The sequence below is a fragment of the Marivirga lumbricoides genome (assembly GCF_014636295.1).
GTDB lineage: Bacteria > Bacteroidota > Bacteroidia > Cytophagales > Cyclobacteriaceae > Marivirga > Marivirga lumbricoides.
In genome coordinates this window covers 289,826-315,911 of record NZ_BMEC01000001.1, presented here as the reverse complement: position 1 = coordinate 315,911, position 26,086 = coordinate 289,826, and the positions used below count along the sequence as shown (strand labels likewise).

10 protein-coding genes are annotated in these 26,086 nt (G+C 37.4%); all 10 read left to right on the top strand.

Features of this window, described 5'->3' with window-relative positions; all coding sequences use genetic code 11:
* Positions 1–120: 120 nt before the first annotated feature.
* The 10 genes from IEV85_RS01310 (at position 121) to IEV85_RS01265 (ending at position 26,065) form a co-directional block, all read left to right on the top strand.
* On the top strand, positions 121–9,360 hold the full coding sequence (locus tag IEV85_RS01310; protein ID WP_188459995.1) for a T9SS type A sorting domain-containing protein: 9,240 nt from the start codon (positions 121–123) through the stop codon (positions 9,358–9,360).
* 160 nt (positions 9,361–9,520) lie between these two features.
* Positions 9,521–11,419: an ABC-F family ATP-binding cassette domain-containing protein gene (locus IEV85_RS01305; RefSeq protein ID WP_188459994.1), complete on the top strand. Its 1,899-nt coding sequence runs from the start codon at positions 9,521–9,523 to the stop codon at positions 11,417–11,419.
* Between the two features lie 142 nt (positions 11,420–11,561).
* Positions 11,562–12,581 carry a LacI family DNA-binding transcriptional regulator gene (locus IEV85_RS01300; RefSeq protein ID WP_188459993.1) on the top strand — a complete coding sequence of 340 codons (1,020 nt, stop codon included), beginning with the start codon at positions 11,562–11,564 and terminating at the stop codon, positions 12,579–12,581.
* Between the two features lie 210 nt (positions 12,582–12,791).
* Entirely contained in the window at positions 12,792–13,715 is a 924-nt protein-coding gene (locus tag IEV85_RS01295) for an ROK family protein (RefSeq protein WP_188459992.1), read from the top strand.
* A gap of 180 nt (positions 13,716–13,895) precedes the next feature.
* The gene (locus tag IEV85_RS01290) at positions 13,896–17,009 is read left to right on the top strand and encodes a SusC/RagA family TonB-linked outer membrane protein (RefSeq protein ID WP_229712464.1); all 3,114 of its coding nucleotides are present in this window, start codon (positions 13,896–13,898) and stop codon (positions 17,007–17,009) included.
* 11 nt (positions 17,010–17,020) lie between these two features.
* A complete protein-coding gene (locus IEV85_RS01285) occupies positions 17,021–18,637 on the top strand; it encodes a RagB/SusD family nutrient uptake outer membrane protein (protein WP_188459991.1) in 1,617 nt (538 codons plus the stop codon).
* 323 nt (positions 18,638–18,960) lie between these two features.
* Entirely contained in the window at positions 18,961–19,947 is a 987-nt protein-coding gene (locus tag IEV85_RS01280) for a glycoside hydrolase family 43 protein (protein WP_188459990.1), read from the top strand.
* A gap of 31 nt (positions 19,948–19,978) precedes the next feature.
* Complete coding sequence (locus IEV85_RS01275; RefSeq protein ID WP_188459989.1) at positions 19,979–22,273, top strand: GH92 family glycosyl hydrolase; 2,295 nt, start codon at positions 19,979–19,981, stop codon at positions 22,271–22,273.
* Positions 22,274–22,304: 31 nt separating this feature from the next.
* Positions 22,305–24,680, top strand: coding sequence for a GH92 family glycosyl hydrolase (locus IEV85_RS01270; protein WP_188459988.1), 2,376 nt, complete (start codon positions 22,305–22,307; stop codon positions 24,678–24,680).
* 44 nt (positions 24,681–24,724) lie between these two features.
* On the top strand, positions 24,725–26,065 hold the full coding sequence (locus tag IEV85_RS01265) for a sugar MFS transporter (RefSeq protein ID WP_188459987.1): 1,341 nt from the start codon (positions 24,725–24,727) through the stop codon (positions 26,063–26,065).
* Positions 26,066–26,086: the final 21 nt, after the last annotated feature.

The window sequence follows — 26,086 nt, the reverse complement described above, 5'->3', positions numbered from 1 at the left end:
GTTTTGAAAGGCTAAAAATCAACTTTCACCGATTATATTTATTAAAATGTACCTTTTCAGGTTTTTTTATTAAAATACCAAACTATATTTGTATTGGTAAAAAGTGAAAAGTAATCTGATATGGACAAATTTTACAAAAGGAATTTATTGAGCGCTTTAGTATGTTTTTTACTAAGCTTTTTTTCTTCTGGTTTGGTTGCGCAAACTGGTCCTGGAGGAATAGGTAATGCTGAAGGGAGCAATGGTGAACCTAAGTTAGAGATGTGGTATGATGCGAGTGATATAGGACTTGCTAATAATACATTGATTAGCTCATGGATGGATAAATCCGGTAATGGAAATAATATTAGCCAGGCAGGGGATGCAAGACCTACCTATAAAAATAGTACAGATGCTAATTATAGCTTTTCTTCTGTAAGATTTGATGGTGCAGATGATTTTTTACCTATAGATGGAAGTGTACTGGTAAATACCAACTATACCGTAATAGTAGTAGGAGCAAGAAGATCTAATGGTCTTCAAGCTATAATGGGTGGTTCTACCGGTACTACTAATCAAAACTTTCATCCCTATTTTAATACTAATCAATTGCACTCGCATCAGTGGGGTAACGATCATAATGCCAACTATACAGGAGGTGCAGGAAGCACTGTAAATGCAACAACACCTAATTTTGGAGTTTTTGCTTTTAGGTTAAATTCTAATCTGGGATCTGCCCAGAGAGCGATGTTTCAAAATGGTCAGTTAATAGGCACATCTAACAATAATGCACAACTAACATCCTACACAGGTGCGGCTTTAGGAAGAATAGAAGCAATAAATTCGTTCAGTCGGCTAGATCTTGCTGAGGTGATAATTTACTCAACAGCTTTATCTGAACCGCAGCTCGCAATAGTAAATAACTATTTATCTTCTAAGTATAATCTGAATATGAATTCAAACGATTATTATGCCGGAGATACTCCTGCTAATAATAATTTTGATTTGAATGTTACAGGTATAGGTCAACTAGGTGGCGTAAAAGTAAACACCAGCTCCTCTCAAGGGGTTCTGCTTGAAGGTGGCACGGGCTTAAATGCTAATGGCGAATTTCTTTTAATGGGTAGTGATGCTACTGTAAATGGTATTTCAACTTCAAACTTAGGTGCTACGGTTCAAGCAAGATGGAACAAAACGTGGTATTTTGACAAAACAGGTAATTTAGATGCTAAAATTTCTTTTGATCTAATAGAAGGTATTGGAGGGTTATATCCGGCAGGAGATAAAAATAATTATGTTCTATTGAGACTAAATGGAGGAAACTATAATATTGTACCTTTAAATGCTGCCGATAAAGCACTTCTGGGTAGTAAAGTAGAATTTACTGTAAGTAATGCAAACCTTACTGATGGGTTTTACACCCTTGGTACTACTAATTCTGCTCAAAGTCCGCTTGATGGTCAGCCCAATCAAACATGGTATTCCTATCAAACAGGAAATTGGAATAACCCACTTACATGGACAACTGATGGTTCTGGTTTAGATAGGGCTCCTGCGGGAGGAGGTATTCCTGATGCATCTGATAATGTAGTTATATTGTCAGGAAAAAATGTAACCATGGACGCTAACAATATTGTAGTGGCAAGTATGGAAGTAAATGGAGTATTGGATGTAGCTGCTACTTCAGGACACAATTTCATTACAATAGCTGGGAATGGAACAATCAGGTTATCAGGATCGTCTTCAATAGATAACTTTCCGGCCGGAAATACTACTGACTTTGCTGATGATTTTACTGGAGGTACCGTAGAATATTACGGATCAGGTTTATCACTTAACCAGAATAGAATCTTTAATAATCTGGTTTTGAATTTGAATAATACCACAAATGAATTAGTGTTATTATCTAACCTTTCATTAAATGGAGATTTAACGTTAACCAGGGGTAGGTTTAAGATTAACGATAACTCTGCCACAAACATTTTAAATTTAACGGTTGAAGGAGATGCAATAGTTGAAGCGGATGCTTCTATAAGAGTAGGACAAGGTAATACCATTGGAAGCTTTTCCATACCTGGTACCATGCCTGCCGTAGGGAATTATCACTCAATATTTCATCAGGTTACTTTCAGAGGTGACTTTGTTAATAATGGCTCAGTACGCTTTACTAACCAGGCTTCTCCTGTATATAACCAATTTACGTCCACAGGAGCAGCCACTGTGAGATTTGAGGGTTTAACCAATAATACTGCTTCTTTATTTGGCATTACTGATTTTTATAACTTAGTTATAGATAAAGGTATAGACCAGACATATGAGCTTGAAATTACCAGCAGTAATATAAATAATTTTAATCTATTTGGCCCCAATACTCCGGGCCGGGTTTCAAATGGTGGTTTTACGCAAGCTAACCCTGAAGTAAGGAAAGCTCTTTGGATCTATAATGGAACTTTACATTTAACAGGTGATATTTTAATCTCTACTTTAACCGAAGGTAGTGCTGCAGGAGGTAATGGAGATTATCCTGTAGGAGCCAACGCTGGTTTGTGGATTGATGGACCGAATGTTTCCGTTTATACTACAGCAGATAATACAGGTCAGGTTCCTTCAGGTGCTGTTGGCGTAAATACTGGTGGTGGTAACCAGGCGCTTTCTTTATATGGCAGATTTAGAATTTCAGATGGTTTTTTTGGTACCAGGGGAAGCGCAGGTTTTATATTTTGGAATGATAATGCTGGAGAGGTGTTAATTGAAGGGGGTACAGTAAATGTATCACAATTTAGATCCGGTGCTGGTGGTCCAGGCATTTATACTTATACGCAAACTGGTGGAAATGTATTAGTCAGATCAAATGAAGGACAGAATGGAGAGGTTGATGGAAATTTCGCTTTATTTAGTCTGCAAACAACAGATGCTGTTTTTAATATGAGTGGAGGAACCTTAACAGTATATGGAAATAATGGGGAAGCAATATTTATAAATAGTAGTGAGGGAAATTATAATGTAACAGGAGGAACAGTAATTGTTGAAAATAGAAATAACAATAGTGCTATAATTGCTTCTACAGTTCCTTTTTGGAACTTAACATTGAGAAAAGATCAAGCTGGGGATGCTGATGAGATTGATTTAATCACAAGTGAATCAGGTGGAACAACCATTACTAACCCGAATTTAAAGGTTTTGAATAATTTCTTTATTGGTCCTGATATCATCTTTGATCATAACGGTAACGATGTAGAGGTAGGTAGTGATTTTACAGTGAGTGTTGGAGCTACTTATGTATTTGATGAAAATAAAAAGAATACACTAACCATTAGTGGTGTAGATAACTCTAAAATTGCCTTATTAAATATTTCTGGTGGAGGTAGCCCTGGAGCGCAACAGCGTTTTTATAATTTAACAATCAATAAGTTACATGGGAAAGTAGTTAGCTTACAATCAAGCAAAACTGGTGGGAATCTCAATGGGTTTAACAATAACTTGTTTAGAGTAGATGGAGAAGCTTTTAAAGTGTTAAGTGGTACACTGGATCAGGGTTTTCATAGTATTTTGGTCAATTGTGATACGTTGATCAATTACGATGTTTTAACAGTTTATAATGAAGCGTTAGGACCTACAGGCCCAAATGGAACTGATTCAAATGCCAATGGCAATAATGATCAGCTTAAACTGGCCTCTAATCAGGGTACACCTACAGATATTGTTATTATCACAGCTGATACAGCAGTGATTGGCAACCTTAAGTTTTTTATGCAAAATAATATTGTAACCCTGAATAGTGATTTAACTATTCAGTACCTCCAGCATAATAATGGTAGATTGAATATTCAGGATAATAATTTAAGGGTGTTTTATTATAACGAAAACCCACCTGATGGAGTGCAGCAGGGAAGCCTAACCAATATGATTGTAACTAATGGTCAGCCTTCTGATGGAGGATTGACATTGGCTATTAGAGCTAACAGAACTTATACATTTCAGGTAGGTATTGGTTTAACAGGTAGCAGTCCGAGTTCAAAGTATACTCCTGCTACTGCTGAAATTAGTAATATAAGTGACGATGGTTTTATTACTATTCGTCCTGTTGATAGAGTTTTAGCTACTACCCTCAATACTGGCGGCAATATCCTTTCTTATTATTGGAGAGTGAATCATGAAGGGTTTTCTACTTTACCAAACGTTATTTATACATACAAGTATAATCAGGATGATGTTGATGGTGCTGGAAATGAAACCTCATTTGTAGCTGGAAAAGTATTAGAGGAGGTTCCTTATACAAGAAACTATGAAGATGATAATATCCCTCAAAATGAAGGTGTTAATGCTACTACCAATACTATCACATTCAATGGACCAACAGATTCTGGATTCACAGTTGAAAACGCGAGTTATACAGCAGGTATTAATACAAGGTTTGTAGGTGCGCCAATGGTTTATTATTCTACTACTGCTAGTAGTGGCAATGATACTGACTTTGGAAACAACGATAAATGGAATGATAGTAATAGGTGGTCAACAGAAGGACATTATTCTACTACTAACACAGGAACTTTTCCGCAAACAGGTGACATAGCAATAATGGGATTTGGTTTACGGTGGTCCACTTCAACCTCAGATAACAATCAAAGATCTCATTGGTATTTCATCGACAGTGATGTAGATGTGGCGAAATTAGTTTTTGCTAAAGAAGTGGAAAATAGAGATGGAATAAAAGTGCCTAGAGCATCTTCTTATCCTCCTCAATTAATTGTAGATGATGATCGTAATTTAACCATTAATTTTGGAACTGTTGAAGGTCTAGGTACATTTAATCTGGAAGTGAACTGTATTATGTGTAGTGCAAACCCGAATATTTCTGTACCTGTAATTGCGGACGTAACTGGTGATTTTGGACTATTTGCTTCAGAAGATGGAAGTAGGTTTGACTATGATTTAGTGTTTGGTAATAATAGAGCAGTAAGGCTTCCTTCTACTTTTCCAACGGTTTATCCAAATTTGCATATTAAAGGTCGTAACGGTACGGGCCGTACTCTTCTAATAGCTCAGGATATTACAGTAAAAAGAGATTTAATATTAAGAGAAGGAGCAATTTTAAGGTTAAATGATGGTGGAAATGGTGACATAGTTGTAAAGAGAAATTTGAATTTAAGTGTAAACAATAGAGATGAAACTTTAGAGTTTTCTTCAACTGGAACCAACAGGACCTTAAGAATAGATGGTAATATTATTACGAACACCAACGATAGAATAAGAGTGTTGAATAATACACCTTCTTCATTAGTGCACAAATTTCAACTGGGAGGTTCAATTATTCAATCAGCGGGAACAAGTATAGATTTGTTCAATGGACTTGGAAATAATAATAATGCTATTTTAGAGTTGGTTGGTGGAAATAGCGCAAATTATTCGAGATCAGGAACAAATGCATTAGATTTGTTTCAGTTGGTGATGAATAAAGAAACAAAAAGTACGGAATTTATTTTTGACGATAGTTTCACATTAGGTGCCACCACAGATGGCGAAACAAAGGCACTTACTATTACCAGAGGTACTTTAACTTTAAACGATCCTGCTATCGATATCAATCTTACTACTGGTGGAGCAAATTTTGTAATTCCTTCAAGTGGAGTATTAATGCTCACTTCCGGGGTAGCTAATGCATCGGGAGATGATTCAGGTATTTTCTTAGATGGCTCTCTGAACATCAATGGAGGTACACTAGATATGTCTTCAGGTGCAGGTAATGGTAATAATTTTATTGAATATTCTGCATCAGGTAGTGCATCACTTAGTATTTCTTCAGGAAGCCTTTTAGTAGGTTCGCAAATAAGAAGAGGAACAGCCACTACTGCTGGTATTTTGAATTATGTTCAAACTGGTGGCACTGTAGAGGTGGGAAGAAATGTAGCTCCAGAGGCATCCAGAGGAGTATTTGAAATAGTTAATACAGGAAGTAATTTTAGCTATACAGGAGGTACACTTACCTTAGTGAGGCAAAATACTGCCAGTCCTTCTGTTGCAGCTCTGAGACTGTTGCCTTCTTCCTCAACAGTGACTTCCACTATTTTTATTGGGAATGCAAATACACCTGCTAATCAAAATAATTTTGGAGTTAATGCAAATATTCCACTAGCTGGTTTGGAGATTACAGGCACAAACTCACCTACTGCAATACTTCAGGTGAATCCGCTGACACTCAATGGTCAACTATTAATTAATAATGGGGGCTCTTTAGATGCGAACGGTTTGGATCTGATCTTAAATGCTGACTTTGTGAATGATGGATCTTTTATACCTTCAGGGAATGAAACCATATTCGCAAGTACAGGCAATCAGTCTTTTAATGGTACTGGTACTACATCTTTCTTTCAGTTCACAAAATCAAGTGGTGGACTTTTGAATGTAGAGAAAGATATAACAGTTCTAGATCTTTTCACTATTTCTGGCGGAACTTTGAATGATAACGGAAACACTATTGATTTGAAGAGCAACGCTTTAATTGATGGAGTACATGAGAGTACAGTATCAGGTAATGGTATTCAATTTTCAGCAGATGTTCAACAACAGTTATTACGTTCAGAACCGGGTACGGGAAATTTAGGTCTATTGACTATTGTTAATCCGGTAGGAGTTATTATACCAGAGGCTAATGGGTTCAATTTTAATATAAATAATGGTTTGAGAATGAACGGGGGTGTATTTAATATAGGAAGCTCAAAAGTAACTATAGGTGTAAGTGCAAATATTACTACCAATTCTGGATATTCTGAGACAAATATGATCAAAACGAACAGTTCTTTTACTGATAATGGTTTAACAAAAGTATTTCCTTCGGGTTATAACCAGTTATTTACTTACCCAATTGGAGAAGATGATTATACTCCAGCAGTGATTGACTTTACAGTATCCGGAGGGACTTCTGGCACAACTTTAGGATCTATTTCAGTAAAACCAGCGAATGAATACCACCCTACAGTAAATGATTCGGATGATATTTTGGCTTCGGGAGATATAAATAATGTGCTTCAATATTATTGGACGTTGCAAGCTAACGGCATAAATGATCTTGTAGCGAGTGTCAGGTTCCAATATGATCAATCAGATGTAAGTATTGCTGAAGGTGGTTATACGGAAGAAGATTATATTGCTGCCAGGGTTTTATTGTTTGATAATCCTATGGAAAACATAAATAAATTTACTGCTTCTGCTGTAGACGAAAGTTTAAATCAGATTGTTTTCAATCAATCAGTTGTATTTAATGGGGTAGGAAGTAACGGTATTTCAGGTGATTATTTTGCTGGTATAGATGAGGCTATCCCAAATAATATTGCTACGTATACCTCTACTGGTACTGGTGGAAATGTTAATTCTACTGCCACTTTTATTGAAACACTTCCAACTGATGGTGTTGCTCCAAGTGGATCTATCTTAATTGTAAGCACAGGTACTGAAGTGGATTTCAATGTCAACAATGTTAGGCTGTACAAAACAATTATAGAAGATGGTGGAGTGTTAAATGTGGATCAGACTGATGGCCATAGATTGGGGATATTAGAAGGTACCGGAACTTTAAAAATAACTAGTAATACTAACAATGCTTCTTTACCGGCAGCAGATTATGCTGATTTCTTTTCTTGTACGGGTGGTGGTTTGGAATATGCCGGTACTGGTAGTTACAATGTACTCCCTGGAATTACAGCCTTAAGAAGACTTACATTAAGTGGTTCGGGAAATAGAAATTTTCCGAATAATGATGTTGAAATATGTGAAGACCTCAACGTTGAGGGGCCATTGCTATTAGCACGGAACAATAGAAGGATAAATATCCGTGGAAATGTTCTATTGTCTGGAGGAGAAATTACCCCTCCAGCGGGATCATCAGGAAGATTCAATGTATTCGGGAATAATTTAACAATAGACGGAGGTACTTTTAACGGAAGAGCTTTAGGATTTACAAACGTTGTGCAAGATTTAATTATTGCTTCAGGAACCTTAAATGTAGGGACTTCCAACTATAGACTTAGGATTGGTAGAAATTTTAATTATACAGGTGGTGTTTTTGATGGTGGAAGTGGTAATTCCTCTGTAGAGTTTACTACATTTTCAGCATTAGTAGATGATTCTCAGATAAGTGGGAATTTTACAGGTACTAATTCCTTTTTTAACGTTGTTATTGACAAATCGGGTTCTGGTAGAAATGTTTTTGTTAATTCAGATATTCAAGTAGACGGACAATTAACTCTTACTAGTGGTTTAATAGTTTCCGGAAATAATAAAGTGTTTTTAGGAGCTACATCCACAGTATCTCCTGCAGATGGTCGAAATAACTCCTATATAACTGGCAAAGTAACTAAAGTTATTTCTTCTGCCGGGGAAAACTTCACCTTTCCTATTGGAAATATATATAGATGGAGACCTGCTACTGTTAATAATGTATCGAATGCTGGCTTAACCTGGGAAGCTCAGTATTTTACTGCTAACCCAACATCTCATCCTTTGGTGGATAATTTAACACCAAGTAGTACAGCTACAGCAACTATTTCAGACAACGAGTATTGGATCATTTCAGATGGGCCTAGTGCTCCCGCTGGTGTTACAGCAAGTATTGGTTTAAGTTGGGGTATTGAAAGTGAAGTGTCAGATGAACCTGCAGAAAGGCAAGAGCTTCAAGTATTGGCCTGGAATAATGCAACCTCCTCATGGGATAATTTTGGAGGAGGAAACTTTAGCTCCGGCAATACACAATCTCAAGGATCATTTTTATCTGCTAGCGATGTTACCTTTAGCGAAAGGGTAATTACTTTAGGATCAGGGGATGCCAGTAATCCGTTACCGGTTGAGTTAGTATATTTTACAGCTGAAAATAGAAATACAACTGTTGATCTAGAATGGCAGACTGCTTCGGAATTCAATAATGATTTCTTTGAGGTACAAAGGTCATTTGATGGAAAATCGTTTGAAGTAATAGGGCTTGTAGAAGGAAACGGAACAGTAAATCAATTAATCAATTATGGATTTACAGATTATTCACCTCTTGCAGGAGAAACCTATTATAGATTGCGTCAGGTAGATTACAATGGCGATTATGAATTCAGTCCTATTGCAAAAGTTAATAGAGAGGAATTATCTGATTTAGCACTGGTACCGAATCCTACGTCTGATCAGGCAATTTATTTAAGGTTATCAGGTTTCCATGTGGAGCAACCTGTACAAGTGAAGATTTTTGACCTACAGGGTAAGCTTTACTATTTTAACAACCACTCTCCTAATGAACTTCAGCAAAGACCTTTGCCCGTAAGAAATGAAATGCATGCGGGTATTTATTTGGTTGAAGTAGTTCAGGGAAATACTGTGAAGCAGGTAAGGTTAGCCATCAGATAAAAATCTGTTAGATTTAAATATTTGGAAGGTAGGAGCTAAACTCCTACCTTTTTTTATGTATTCTTTCTTTTACTTGTAAATCCACTCTATTCATTGGATAGTGAAGAAGTATTTCCCTAAATCTATTTTATTCCGTTAAAAAGCAAGTTAATTTTGCACTATGTTATCAATCAATAATCTAAGCTACTACATAGGGGACAGGCCTCTATTTGAAAATGCATCTTTACATATTAAGCCAAAAGATAAGATAGGGCTGATCGGGCTAAATGGCCAGGGTAAGTCTACTTTACTGAAGATTATTAACGGAGATGTAACTCCGGATGGAGGTGAAGTGCAAATGAGTAAGGAATGCACTATAGGTTTTCTCAATCAGGATTTGCTTTCCTATCAAACGGAAGAGAGTATTTTACATGTGGCAATGACTGCCTTTAAGGAGGCTTTAGTGCTTCAGGACAAAATAGAGAAAATTTTGAAGCAGATGGAAGAGAACTATTCTGATGATTTGGTTGATAAACTCACTAAAGCACAGGAGCAGTTTGAAATGATGGAGGGGTATAGCTTGCAGGCTAAAGCTGAGGAAATATTGGAAGGTATTGGTTTTTCTACTCAAGACTTGTCCAGACCCCTCAAGCAGTTTTCCGGAGGATGGAGGATGAGGGTAATGTTGGCAAAGTTATTACTGGAGAAACCTTCTTTGCTAATGCTCGATGAGCCCACTAACCACCTTGATTTACCCTCTATACAATGGATAGAAAATTATCTGAAAACCTATGAAGGGGCTTATATTATTGTCTCTCACGATAGGGAGTTTTTGGATAGAACTATTGAAGTAACAGTAGAGGTGGATCAGCAACAGTTGAATTATTATGCGGGCTCATATAGTTTTTATCAGGAAGAGAAAGAGCTGAGAGCAGAATTGCAACAGAATGCTTTTGAGAATCAGCAGCAGAAGATTAAACAGACTGAGAAATTTATAGAAAGATTCCGTTCCAAAGCTACAAAAGCTAAGCAAGTACAATCCCGTGTAAAAGCTTTAGGAAGAATGGACAGGGTAGAAGCGGTAGTTGATAATAATGCCGTAATTAACTTTAGTTTTAAAATTAATAATAAATCCGGCAGACATATAGTGAGGTTGGATCATGTAGATAAAGCTTATGGGGACAACCAGATTCTTAAAAATGCTTCAGCGCATATTGAAAGAGGTGATAAAATAGCTTTAATTGGGGCAAACGGTAAAGGTAAATCGACCTTATTGAGGATTATAGCCGGATCAGAAAAAGTTAATGATGGAAAGAGAGAAGAAGGCTATAATGTGGAATTTGGTTTCTTTGCGCAACATCAGCTTGAATCCTTGAATATAAACAATGAGATACTTGATGAACTAAAGCAGGCGGGTAGTGATAGAAGCGAACTGGAGCTTAGGAACCTTTTAGGAAGTTTTCTTTTCAGGGATGAAGAAGTTTTTAAGAAGATAAAAGTGCTTTCAGGGGGTGAAAAATCTCGTGTGGCTCTTTGTAAAACGATGATTTCTAATGCAAATTTCCTTTTACTTGATGAGCCTACCAACCATTTGGATATGCAGTCTGAAAATATTCTTATTCAGGCTTTGCAGCAATATGAAGGATCTTTCATTACTGTATCGCACAACAGACATTTTATTTCCGGTGTAGCAAATAAAATCTGGTTTATAGAGGATCATCAGGTTGTTGAATACCCTGGTACTTATGCTGAGTTTCAGCATTGGTATGATAAAAGAGAAGCCGAAAAAGTAATACCTAAGGTGCAGGAAGCTCCTAAAAAAGTAGAAGTAAAGGAAAAGCCGAGAAAAAGCCCGGAAGATGCTGCTTTTAAAGCAAAGCAGAAAGAATTAGCTTCTTTAGAAAATAAAATTGACCAGGCAGAAAGGCAAAAGAAACAGTTAGAAGATGAGTTGGCTAAGCCCTCAGTGTATGGAAATCCAGATGAGTTAATGAAGGTCAATCAGAGTTTTACTAAAATTAGCGAGGAATTAGAGCAGTTGACTAAAAAGTGGGAAGAATTAGCATTAGAGTTGGAATAACTTCCTGTCTTACGATGCACTGATCAATCAATATATGATTACATCTTTTCAAGATATTTATTATATTCGATCCATTAACTGAAGTGCTAATAAATAGAGTTAATGCTTTGCTACTGGTAATTTTAATCTTTTATGCTTATAAATGAAAAAACAACGACATTCCATTAAAGATATCGCTTCAGCATTAAATGTTTCAGTTACAACAGTTTCTTTTATTATTAATGGTAAAGCAAAGGAAAAAAGGATATCAGAGAAAGTAACTAAGAAAGTACTGGCTTATATTGATGAGATTAATTACAAGCCCAATCAATTAGCACAAAGCTTACGCACAGGTCAGTCTAAGATCATAGTATTCATGGTGGAAGACATATCCAATTATTTCTTTGCCAGACTTGCTCGCATTATTGAAGATATCGCTTATGAGAAAGGATATAAGGTGTTATTCTGTAGCAATGACAATGAAGATAAGAAATCTGAGGAACTAATAGCATTATTTAAGGACAGACAGGTAGATGGTTATATCATTATTCCTTCATCTGGCATAAAAGGTACTATTAAGAATTTGTTGGATGAGAATATTCCCCTCATACTTTTTGATAGATATTTTGAGGATTTGCCTACTAATTATGTGGTAATTGATAATGAAGAGGCCACATTGAATGCTACAAATCATCTTATAGAAAATAAGTTCAAGAACATAGCTTTTGTAACCACCGATGTTGAACAGACTCAAATGTTGTCCAGGCTGAGTGGCTACAAAAAAGCTGTGGGACAAAAACAACTGCATGAGATAGTGCTTAAAATCCCCTACAATGCGAAGCCGGTAAATAGAAAAGCTATTATTAAGGATTTTATTATAAATAATCCTGAGGTTGACGCGGTATTTTTTGCGACTAATTATTTAACGCAAGATGGTATCTCAGTGATAAAAGAAGGTTTCCCCTCTCTACTAAGCAAGCTTGGTATTATTACTTTTGATGATAATACCCTGTATGAAATTTTTACGCCTTCGATATCCGCAGTTGCGCAACCTCTTGAAGAAATTTGCGGAACGCTTATGTCAATGATGTTAAAACTTCTGAAAAAGAAAGAGGATCAAAAAGTAGAGAAAGTTGTGTTAAATGCCAAGCTACTTGTAAGAGAGTCTTCTTTGCCGAAGTAGCGAAATTTGTGATTAGCTAGGAAAGAGATTTTAATTGTTTTTTACTTAAATCCTGTTCCTAAATTATTTATTACTAATTAATAAATCGTTTTAGCAAATTATTTCTTAATTTTAAGTTCTATTAAACTTCTATAGAATTTTGAATGAAAAAAAAGTTTTGTAAAATGATATGGAAGTAATAGCTATATTTTACTATTAAGGATTAAATACATGCCAATAACAATTGGAGTGGACATTGGAGGAAGCCACATTTCTAGTGCTGCCATAAATAACGACACTAATACCATTATAACTGATACTCTTTTTCAAGGTTCAATTAATAATAAAGCTAACAAAGAGACAATTCTTAAGGATTGGGCAAATGTAATCAATCAGACCCTTCTTAAAATAAATGGGGAAGGGCCTGAAGGGATAGGGTTTGCGATGCCAGGACCCTTCCAGTATGGTAGAGGAGTCGCGCTGTTTAAAGGAAATGATAAATATGAGGCTTTATATGGCGTATCTGTTGCTTCTGATCTGTCCCCTCTTCTTATTCAGCCTAAGCTAAACATGAGATTCCTTAATGATGCAGCTTCTTTTGGTATAGGTGCATCCGTAAATACTTTAAATACTGAAGAACAGAATGTTGTTGCAATTACATTAGGAACAGGTTTTGGAGCGGCCTTTCTTAAAGGGAATGTACCGGTGGTAAACGGAGATGATATCCCTAGTGGCGGACGTTTGTGGGATCAACCTTTTCTTTCAACTATAGCTGATAATTATTTCTCAACCCGATGGTTTCTTGTGAGGTATAAGCAATTAAAAGGAAATAATTTATTTAGAGGAGTAAAGGAGATTATAGATAATGATAGAGAAATTGCTTCGCTACTCTTCCAGGAATTTGCAGATAACCTGAGCAAATTTCTGCTGCCCTATTTACAGAAATTTAAAGCAGATGTTTTAATAATAGGTGGCAGTATTACAAAATCTCAACACCTGTTTTTATCCCACCTGCTTAAAAACTGGAAAGAGAGTAATTACCATATCAAAATTAGTATTATTAATAATACTGAGGAGTCTAATATTCTTGGTGCTTCCTATCTGTTTGATCCGACCTATTGGAAAGCTATTAAAAGCACCCTTCCTGAATTCTGATCAATTGATTGATTAAATATTTTAATTAGGTTACTGCGGCATATTTAATTTTGTTTTGCAGCGGGTTTATTGTTAAAATAGTAAATCGTTTTAGTAAATAGTATAATAAATATTTTGTTTTACTAAATCGATTTAGTAGTTTGGTAAAAATTAACTAACTATTAACAAAATTAAACCTTTATGAAAGCACGATTATTCAATAGGATACCGCTTTTTCACATGAAAAGGCGTGGGTTCGGAGGTAAGCAATTTATCTTCACTTGCTTGCTTTTTTATTTCTTACTGGTAGAAAATTCAATAGCATTTTCTCAGGAATTTAAGCAGACAACAGTTACGGGTACAGTCACGGATTCGGAAGGATTACCTCTTCCGGGAGTAACTGTTTTGGAAAAAGGAACCAGCAATGGAGCACATACTGATATTGATGGAAAATACGCTCTTATAGTTACATCAGAAGGAGCAGTGCTAAGATTTTCATTTGTTGGGATGGCAACTACAGAAAGAGAAGTTGGTCGTACTACAACCATTGATGTACAAATGGAGGAAGATTTAGAGTCATTGAATGAGGTAGTGGTGGTTGGATACGGAACTCAGGTAAAAAGATCTGTCACTACTGCTGTTTCTAAGGTATCTGAGGAAGATTTTAATCAGGGAGTGGTTACTAATGCGCTTTCACTTATTCAGGGAAAGGTACCCGGACTTTCCATCACTCGTTCTGGTGGTAATAATCCCAATGGAGGTACTTCTATTCAGTTAAGAGGAGTTACTTCTATTACAGGAAACACGGAGCCCTTGATTGTAATTGATGGAATTCCCGGGGGTAATCTGGATCTGGTACAGCAAAATGATATTGAGTCATTTGACGTGCTAAAAAGTGGAGCGGCAGCTGCTATATACGGAACAAGAGGTAATAATGGGGTGATATTAATTACCACCAAAAAAGGTAAAGCTGGTATAACAACTTTTAACTACTCAACTTATATTTCAAGAGATTATGTAAGTGCCAAACCCGAATTTCTATCTGCCTCACAATTTAGAGGAGCGATTGCTGATGGATTAATATCTGCAAACGATTTTGGCCATTCAACAGACATTTATGACGAATTAGTAGATGAATCTAATTTAAGTCAATACCATAATTTTGCGGCTTCTGGTGGTAGTGAGAAAACTAATTATCGTGTTTCATTATATTATAGGGATTTAGAGGGCGTAGCCTTGGAAAATGGAAGAGAAGAATACGGTATTCGTGCTAGTTTTAATCAAACTGGATTCAACGATAAATTTAATATTCAGTCAAGCATAGCTACTAATTTTAGTGATGCTAATTTATTAGGAGGTGGGTATTTGAATAAGGATAATCAATTAGTAGGAGGACAGTTTGGTATAGTAACCGATTGGAATCCTACTGCTCCAATTTATGCTCCCTACTCAACTGATGAAGGAACTGATTTATACAACGAAGGAAAATTTGGTTTTTATCAACCTCAAAATGGATACAATCCTTTTTCAGAATATAAAAACCGGATTAATGAAAGACAGCAAAGTACCTTCTCTTGGGATGCGAAAATTGGATATGAGCTGGTAGAAGGCTTAATTATATCCGCTTTTGGTTCTTATCAGAGAAATATGAGGAATGAGAGGCAATATAGATCTACAGAAGACTGGGCTCAGTATAATGAGGGAAGTAGCTATAGAGGAACTGGTTATGCTTACAAATTTAATAGGCTCCAGTACACACAAACTTTTGAACCTACTATAACCTATGAGAAGAAAATCAGTAACCATAGCTTAAATTTCCTAGGAGGTTACAGTTACCAGTATTCAACTTTGGAAGATTTTGAAATGAGCAATAGTGGTTTCACTACTGATGCCTTCAAAGATTGGAACATTGGTGCGGGAAATGCCATAACTGATACCGATTTGCCCAGACCCACTATGGAGAGTTTTAAGGATGATAACACTTTAATTGCCATTTTTTCCAGAGTCACTTATTCCTTTATGGAGCGCTATTTCTTTCAGGCCTCCATTAGAAGAGAAGGATCCTCAAAGTTTGGTGCAAACAATAAATGGGGAAATTTTCCAGCTATATCAGGAGCCTGGATGATATCAGATGAGAATTTTATGGAAAATGTTAATTTGTTCACTACTCTTAAGCTTAGGGCTGACTATGGTATTACCGGTAATCAGGGGATTCCTAATTACCAGTCGTTGGTAACTTTAGGTACAGGTGGAAGGTATCCTATTTTCCCGGCTACTCCAAATGGAGATGGCGAGTACATCCCAACTTACTACCAGACCTACGGAGCTAACAAAAACCCCAACCCAGACCTGAGATGGGAGCGTAAAAAGGAATGGAATATTGGAGTGGATTTTGGACTTATTGGCAATCGTCTGTCAGGTTCTCTGGATGTTTACAACAGAAAAACAGAGGATCTTCTATTGAGTTATAGTGTGTCACAGCCTCCTTATGTACAAGGAAGTATATATACTAATGTGGGAACCATCACTAATAATGGTGTAGAACTGGGAATGAGCTTCCGCGCCATCAACACTGGGGATTTTAGCTGGACAATTGATGTGGCAGCCAATTATCAGCAAAATGAGATTACCACACTTTCTAATGATGTATATATTGTATCTGAGCTTTTTGGAGGGAATATTGGAAATCCCGGTAATTTGGGGGATGCTATTAGAAACACAGAAGGTGGCCCTATAGGCAACTTTTATGGAAAACGATTTGCCGGATTTACGGATGATGGCGAATGGCTTTTTTACAAAGAAGATGGTTCTACTGGTCGTACAGATGAAATGGTGAGTGAAGATTCAGAGATTATAGGAAACGGGATGCCTAAGTATAACGCCTCACTTACAAATACTTTCCGCTATAAAAACTTTGACCTGACGGTATTCTTCAGAGGTAAATTTGATTACGATATATTAAATACTGTAGATATGTTTTATGGAAACCCTAATATCGGGGGAAATATCTTAAGCTCTGCTTTAGGAAAATATAGCCATATTACGGAGGCACCTCAATATTCAGACTACTACCTGGAGAAAGGGGACTTTGTAAAGTTGGATAACCTCACATTGGGCTATAACTTCAACTTTACCGGAAGAAAAGTGATTAATGCACTGCGTGTGTATGTAAATGCAAGAAACCTGGCCACCATTACCGGTTACTCAGGTAGAGATCCGGAAGTATCGGACACTGGATTATATCCTGGTATAGATGATAGAAATTTCTATCCGCGCACAACTACACTTACTGCAGGAATTAATGTGAAATTTTAAAACTAAGAGCAATGAAATCTAAATATATCAAACAATTATTTTGTCTGTTTTTAGCAGTTGCATTTAACGGATGCATGGATCTGGATGAGACACCTTATTCAGAGTTAGAGGAGTCAAATTTTTACAACAACGAGCTGGAGATTATTCAGGCCACACTTCGTCCTTTTACTCATATGCAGGCGTGGCTGGCTTTTACAGGCCAAAGTGGCTACTATTATCATAATGAACTCTCTGCTGATCAGACCGCATGGACTCAAAAAGGTCGCCATGGGTATGATGGTGGTGATCATATCAGGCAGCATTACCACACCTGGACTGATCAGGAAAACCGTTTGGCTAATGCCTGGCGCTTAATGTGGACTGGTGTTGGCTTTGTAAATGCAGCAATAGAGGATATTGAAAGTATTGATCCTGCAGCTGCAGGCATCACAGAAGAGCGTTTACAATCTTTAGTGGCTGAGTCCAAAGTGTTGAGAGCCTACCATTATATGAAAATAATGGATATGTGGGGCAATGTTCCCATTGTAACTACTGTTGGAGTTCCTCAAGCTCCGCCAACTGCAAGCAGAGCAGAGGTTTTTGATTTTATAGAACAGGAACTACTGGATAATGTGGAAAAACTACAACCACTGTCACAAGCCTTATTAGGGAGGGTTTCCAGAGCTGTAGGATATGCTATGCTTTCAGAATTGTATCTAAATGCAGAAATATGGAGTGGAGAGCAAAGATGGCAGGACTGCATTACTTACTCGGATAAGATTATTAATGGCGAAGGAGGTTCTTTGACAGGTTCTATGGCTCTTGATCAGAATCCGCTTGGTCCATTTAGTAATTTGAATGAATTTTCACCTGAAAACATATTCCAGTTTCCTTTTAGCAGGAAAAATGGATTTGGATATAGCTGGGCTTCATTTTACATGGGCTTCTCCAATATGGCTCCCGCTTTAAATGTGAACTATGCCGGCAATAATGCTTTTGTGGTAATCCCTTCTGCATTTGATGCTTACCAGGAAAATGATATTAGAAAACAAGAATGGTTTCTATTTGGTCCGCAGTACAAATATGGTACTGACCAGCCTATTTTAGGGTCCGAAGAATATAATGGTCAGCCTTTTGTATATGTAAACAATATCAGAAGGAATTCTGAAGGCCAAACAGGGGTTGGTAGCATGACAGATGGAGAAGAAAACAGCGGTGCAAGATTCCATAAGTATCGCTCCGGTACGCAAGATGATCCAAATTACCTGGAGAACGATTACGTAATCTATCGCCTCACAGAAATATATTTCAATAAAGCAGAAGCGCTGATACGATTAAATGGAGGTAATGCCACAGGTGATGCAGTTAGCCTGATTAATGAAAGCAGAAGCAGGTACTTTAGTGAGGAGGATTGGCCAGATGAAATGTACACAACAGCCAGTTTAACATTAGATGAATTGCTGGCTGAACGTGGTCGTGAATTTATATTCGAAGGTAAAAGAAGAACGGATCTGATCCGATTTGGTAAATTCACAACTGCATCATGGTGGGATCATGAACCAAGTGGAGATAAAAACCTAACACTTTATCCTATTCCATTAAGGCAGCTTCAATCAAATCCTAATTTGAAGCAAAATGATGGCTATTAAAATAAAGTCTATTAGGTAATGAGCGAGAATCAATGAGATGTATCTGAAAGTCATCAATAAATGATTACCCATTGTGTAATCTGGTTTTAGATTCCTTACAATTATTTTTTTGTTTTTTTCGTGGTTTATTTTTTTAGCAGAGGGTTTTCCCTCTGCTTTTTTTAATCAATTACAGTAATCAAATTTCTTATCTGTTAAAAAGCTTATCTTCATCAAATAAAATCAAACATAAACTTTGTTTTTATGCTAAAACGTTTTAATTATGTGTAGTGGAATTATAATGAAGGTGAAAAGCAATTTTCATACGCTTAAAAATATTACAAATGCTTAATCAAACAAAAGTTTATTTATCACTGCTTAGTTTAATTTTTGTTTTTACTGCAGAGGCTCAACAGAAAGAGAAGGGAGAAAATAATCCTGTTTTTGAAGGTTGGTATGCTGACCCTGAAGGAATAATTTTTGAAAAGCAATATTGGATCTACCCTACCTTTTCAGCGCCTTATGAAAAGCAGGTGTTTCTGGATGCTTTCTCCTCACCGGATTTAGTCAACTGGAAAAAGCATAAAAAAATCATTGATACTTCTGATGTGAAATGGGCACATAAAGCCATGTGGGCTCCCTCAATCATTAAAAAGGGAAATCAGTATTTTCTTTTTTTTGGAGCAAATGACATCCAAAGTAATGAAGAGGAGGGTGGTATTGGTGTTGCTGTAGCCTCGCAACCGGAAGGGCCTTATAAAGATCATCTGGGCAAACCATTAATTAGCAAATTTCATAATGGGGCTCAACCAATTGATCAATTTGCATTCCGGGATTCTGACGGGCAATACTATTTAATATATGGAGGTTGGAAACATTGCAACATTGCAAAGCTGAACGAAAACTTCACAGGCTTTATACCTTTTGCAGATGGCGAAACCTTTAAAGAGATTACGCCTGAAAATTATGTTGAAGGACCTTTCATGTTTAAGAAGGATGACAAATATTATTTCATGTGGTCGGAAGGAGGCTGGACCGGGCCGGATTATAGCGTAGCTTATGCTATTGCGGATTCTCCTATAGGACCATTTAAAAGAGTGGGTAAAATTTTACAGCAGGATGCTGAAATTGCCACCGGGGCAGGACATCATTCAGTGATTAAAGTGCCTGAAGAAGATAAATATTATATTGTATACCATAGAAGGCCTCTGGATCAAACCGATAGAAATTCCAGGGTAACCTGCATAGATGAAATGCACTTTGATGAAAATGGATTGATAAAACCTGTCAAAATTACCGAAAAAGGAGTTAAACGAAATCCGCTCAAATAAAATATTCAAATATCTATTAACTTACCATTATATGAAAAGAATACCTTTAGTAGTTTTTTTGCTAGTCATTTTCACTCAGTCTGTGCTTGCGCAGAACGAGCTGATCAAAAAAATTGAAAGTCCTGTGGATTACGCAAGCCCTTTAATGGGTACTGATTCTCATTACAGCTTGTCGAATGGAAATGTATATCCAGCAATAGCAATGCCATGGGGAATGAATTTCTGGACCCCACAAACGGGAAATATGGGAAATGGATGGGCTTATACCTATGAAGCCAATAAAATCAGAGGCTTTAAGCAAACCCATCAGCCATCACCCTGGATGAATGATTATGGCCAATTTTCCCTGATGCCTGTAACCGGAAAGTTAATGTTTAATGAGGATAAAAGGCAGAGCTGGTTTTCACACAAAGCAGAGAAAGTTACCCCATATTATTACAGCGTTTACCTTGCGGACCATGATGTTACCACAGAAATTACACCTACAGAACGTGCTGCCCGCTTCCGATTTACTTTTCCGGAGACTGATAGTGCTTTTGTAGTGATTGATGCTTTCGACCGAGGATCTTATGTGAAAATTGTTCCTGAAGAAAATAAGATAATAGGTTATACCACCAGAAATAGTGGAGGGGTACCTAAAAACTTTAAAAACTACTTTGTTGTAGTATTCGATAAGGAATTTGACTATTTACATACTTTCAGTGATAGCACCCTTACTCAGTCACTGGAAACTACCTCTAACCATGCAGGAGCAGTAATTGGTTTTAAAACCAGCAAAGGTGAAATAGTAAATGCTAAAGTGGCCTCTTCTTTCATAAGTTATGAGCAAGCTGAGCGCAACCTGAAGGAAATAGGAGCTGATGATTTTGACCAGTTAAAGCAAAAAGGTAAAGCAATCTGGAACAAGGAACTAAGCAGAATACAGGTAGAAGGAGGCGCTTCCGATCAATTAAAAACATTTTACTCTTGTCTTTATCGTTCTTTATTGTTTCCAAGGAAGTTTTATGAATATGATGAAAAGGGAAATGTAGTGCACTATAGTCCTTATAACGGAGAAGTAAGGCCAGGCTACATGTTTACCGATACAGGTTTCTGGGATACTTTCCGTTCATTGTTTCCATTCCTCAACCTAATGTACCCAACGCTTAATGCCCAAATGCAGGAAGGACTATCCAATGCTTATGATGAAAGTGGCTGGCTGCCTGAGTGGGCCAGTCCCGGCTTGCGAAATGTGATGGTGGGAAATAATTCAGCTTCCGTTGTGGCTGATGCTTATCTTAAGAGCGGTGATGCCTATAAATATGATATCGAGAATTTATATGAAGCATTGCTTCATGGAGCAAATAATGCCGGCCCAATGAGTGCAGTAGGTCGTGCAGGAGCTGAGTACTATAAAGAATTAGGGTACGTGCCTTACGATGTAGGAATTAATGAAAATGCTGCCCGAACTTTAGAGTATGCTTATGATGATTTTGCTATCTATCAACTGGCAAAAGCCTTAAACAAGCCTAAAAAGGAAATTGAGCTCTACAAAAAGCGCAGTATGAATTACAAAAAGCTCTACGATCCGGAAACTAAATTGATGAGAGGGAAAAATAAAGACGGGAAGTTCATGCAGCCTTTCAATCCCTTTAAATGGGGAGATGCCTTTACCGAAGGAAACAGCTGGCATTATTCCTGGTCTGTTTTTCATGATATCCAGGGTCTGATTGATTTAATGGGTGGCAATAAAGTGTTTGTTTCTCAATTAGATAAAGTATTTTCCCTACCTCCGGTTTTTGATGAAAGCTATTACCGTGGAGTAATCCACGAGATCAGGGAAATGCAAATTGCGAATATGGGGCAGTATGCCCATGGTAATCAGCCAATTCAGCACATGATCTATTTATATAATTATGCCGGAGAGCCTTGGAAAGCGCAGAAATGGGTAAGGGAAACCATGAACAGAATGTACCAACCTACACCCGATGGATATTGCGGAGATGAAGATAACGGGCAAACATCTGCCTGGTATGTTTTCTCCGCCATGGGATTTTATCCTGTAGCTCCAGCTACTGATCAATATGTTTTAGGTGCCCCGCTTTTTAGGAAAATGACTATTCAATTGGAAAACGGAAATACGGTGGAAATAAATGCTCCTAACAATAGTGCAGAAAACAGATACATTAATCAAATGACTGTTGATGGGAAAAACTATACTAAAAACTGGTTGAGCCATAAGGCACTGATGAAAGGTATGACTATTGATTTTGAAATGTCAGATACTCCGAACAAAAACAGAGGAACCAAAAAGCAGGATTTCCCTTATTCCTTATCCAATGAATAATACTATGTTAAATCAATTATTAATAAATAGGATGAAGTTTAAATTGAGTAAACCCATAGCAATTGGTGTATTCCTTTTAGCGTCAGGAGGCATCCTATCCTCATGCGAAAATACTTCCTTAAAAGGAGAAGCAGCATCTGAAACTCATACCAGCAGCTCTCTGGAAGATTTTGCCAAATATGTTGATCCTATGATAGGAACTGCAAAAATGGGACATACCTATCCGGGGGCCACAGTTCCATTTGGTAGTGTGCAGCTGAGTCCTGATACAGATACAATTCCTTACGCGGTAAATGGACGCTATAATCCTGATGTTTATAAGTACTGTGCTGGCTATCAGTATGATGATGAAACCATTGTAGGTTTCAGTCACACACATTTTAGCGGTACTGGTCACTCTGATTTAGGTGATTTTCTGGTGATGCCTACCACAGGTGAGCTGCAGCTTAATCCCGGAACAGCCGAAAAGCCAGAGTCAGGTTACAGGTCACGCTTTTCGCACAACAATGAAAAGGCTGAGCCAGGTTATTACAGCGTTTTACTGGAGGACTACAATATTAAAGCCGAGCTTACAGCTACCACAAGGGTGGGAATGCATCAATATTCCTTTCCTGAAGGAGAAAAGGCACATGTGGTTTTTGATTTAATGTCCGGTATTTATAATTATGATGATAAAAATGTTTGGACTTTCGTTCGCGTTGAAAATGATACTTTAGTAACAGGCTACAGACAAACCAATGGCTGGGCCAGAACAAGAACGGTATACTTTGCCATGTCCTTTAACAAGCCTATTGCAAAATATGGGAGAGACAGATATGATAAGCAACCTTATAATGGCTTCTGGGGAAGGTTTAATCAGGGAGAGAATTTTCCGGAAATAGCAGGAGAGAAAATCAGAATGTACTTTGATTTTGAGCTGGAGGAGGATGAAAAATTGAATATTAAACTGGCAATTTCTCCGGTAAGTACGGAAGGAGCTTTGAATAACATGAAGCACGAAATTCCGGATTGGGATTTTGACAAAGTTAAACAAGAGGCTAGAGCAGAATGGAATAAAGAACTCAATAAGATAGATATAGCATCGGAAAGTGAGGAAGAGAAAACAAACTTCTACACAGCAATGTATCACGCATTTTTAGGCCCTACAGAATATATGGATGTAGATGGGAAATATCGCGGGCTCGATATGAATATTCATCAGGCTGATGGATTTACTAACTATACAAGCTTCTCATTATGGGATACTTACAGAGCTTTACATCCATTATTCAATGTGTTACAGCCGGAAAGAAATGCTGATATGATTAAGTCTATGATGGCGCATTACGATCAAAGTGTTCATTCCATGCTGCCTGTCTGGTCGCACTATGCCAATGAAAATTGGTGCATGATTGGCTATCACAGCGTTTCAGTTATTGCAGATGCCATTATGAAAGGGAATGCTAATTTTGATGAGGAGCGTGCTTTGGATGCAATGGTGCAAACTGCTCGCACTGCTTATTTTGACGGGCTTAAATACTATATGGAGATGGGTTACGTGCCCGAAGATAGGAGTGGTGCTTCCGTATCCAAAACACTTGAATATGCTTATGATGACTGGGCAATTGCCCAGGTAGCTAAAAAGTTAGGAAAAGAAGATATTTATGAAGAATTCAGCAAAAGAGCGCAGAATTATAAAAATGTTTTTGATTCCCAATCAGGCTTTATGCGACCTAAATTATACGATGGAAGCTTCAAAAAAGAGTTTGATCCTTTAAATACCCATGGCCAGGGGTTCATTGAAGGAAATGCCTGGAATTATAGCTTGTACGTACCGCATGATCCTGCCAGCATGATCAAAATGATGGGAGGGAAAACACAATTCTCTCAACATTTGGATTCTTTGTTTTCAATGGAGTTGCCTGATAAGTATTTTGAACACACGGAAGATATTTCCAGGGAAGGAATTATCGGTAACTATGTGCATGGAAATGAGCCCTCGCACCATGTGGTCTATCTCTATAATTGGACGGATGCACCTTGGAAATCACAAGATAAAATCAGGATGGTCTTAAAAGATCAGTACCAAAACGGAGCCGATGGCTTAGGAGGAAACGATGATTTCGGACAGATGAGTGCCTGGTATATTTTCAGCACTTTAGGTTTCTATCCTGTAGCTCCAGGTTCAACTGATTATGCATTGGGTAGTCCGGCCATTCATCAGGCAGCCATAAATGTTGGTAAAGGAAAGGTTTTTAAAGTGCTGGCAGAAAATCAGTCGGATAAGAATGTTTTTGTAGAAAAAGTGACCCTTAACGGAGAGGCTTTGAAAACTCCTTTTATTCAACATGAGGATATTATGAAAGGTGGGGAGCTTGTATTTTATATGTCAGCTCAACCCAATAAGGAAATTTATCAGGCTTTATAAGAGCCGGGTGCTAGCTTGTTTCACCTTTTCTCAGTAATAAATTTATGAACCAAAGAAAATCGTACCGTACTGCATTTATCTTTTTAACTATCCTTTTCTTTCTGTGGGGGTTTATTACGGTATTGGTGGATTCACTGATACCCCGACTTAAGGAAGTATTCACATTAAGTTATTTTGAAGCTGGAATGGTTCAGTTTGCTTTTTTTGGAGCTTACTTTCTTTTCTCTATTCCTGCAGGCTATATCCTTTCAAAAATAGGATATAAAAAAGGCATCATTCTGGGGTTAACAACAATGGCTTTAGGTTGTTTACTATTTTATCCTGCAGCATCTTACAGGGAATTCGGGTTATTTATGTTTGGGTATTTTACCCTGGCAGCAGGTATAACCATTCTTCAGGTAGCGGCAAACCCATATGTAACTATTTTAGGGCCGGCCAAAACAGCATCCAGCAGACTCAACTTATCTCAGGCATTTAATTCCTTAGGTACTTCAATTGCCCCTGCAATGGGTGCTTTATTCATATTGCAAGATAAAGTGATGACTTCTGCTGAAATAGAAACTTTGAATGAACAGGCAAAGCAATCCTATTACATTGCAGAAGCTGCAGCCGTACAAACTCCCTTTCTTGCCATTGCAGGATTTATTGCAGTGATAGCATTATTCTTCGTGTTTGTACAGCTGCCAAAAATAGGAGATACAGCGGCCTCTAACGACTACAGAAAAGTACTTAAAAATTCAAACCTTATTTTAGGAGCTATAGCTATTTTTTGTTATGTAGGTGCAGAGGTCAGCCTGGGAAGCTATATGGTAAATTACTTTTTAAGTCTGAATCTGGCTGAAGTGGTAAGGCAAACGCCATTGATGAATAACATCGCTACCTGGATTCTTAGCAAAGATATAAGCATTTCAGAGGACATGGCTGTGGTAGGCGTTTTTGTTACTTTTTATTGGATGGGGGCAATGGTCGGTAGATTTATCGGGTCTTACTTAACCAGTATTTTACCTCCCGCCAAAGTGCTCACTCTTTTTGCTTTAGGAGCTATCGGCATGATATTAGTCTCCGGGGCTTCAGCAGGATTAATAGCCATGTGGTCAGTAATTGCAGTTGGTTTCTTTAATTCCATCATGTTTCCTACCATTTTTAGTCTGGCACTTGATGGTTTAGGAGATGATAAGCCTCAGGGATCAGGTGTTTTGTGTACAATGATTGTGGGGGGGGCCATTATTCCTCCTGCCTATGGATACTTAACAGATCAGTTTAGCTTTTACATAGCCTTTCTATTAGTGATCTTATGCTATGCTTATATCTTTTTTTATGCCTCTTTAAGCCAGAGAAAGCATTCTAAACTAATGAAGGCAAGTAAAGAAAGTATATCTCAGTAATTAAAGAAGATGGAGATCAAT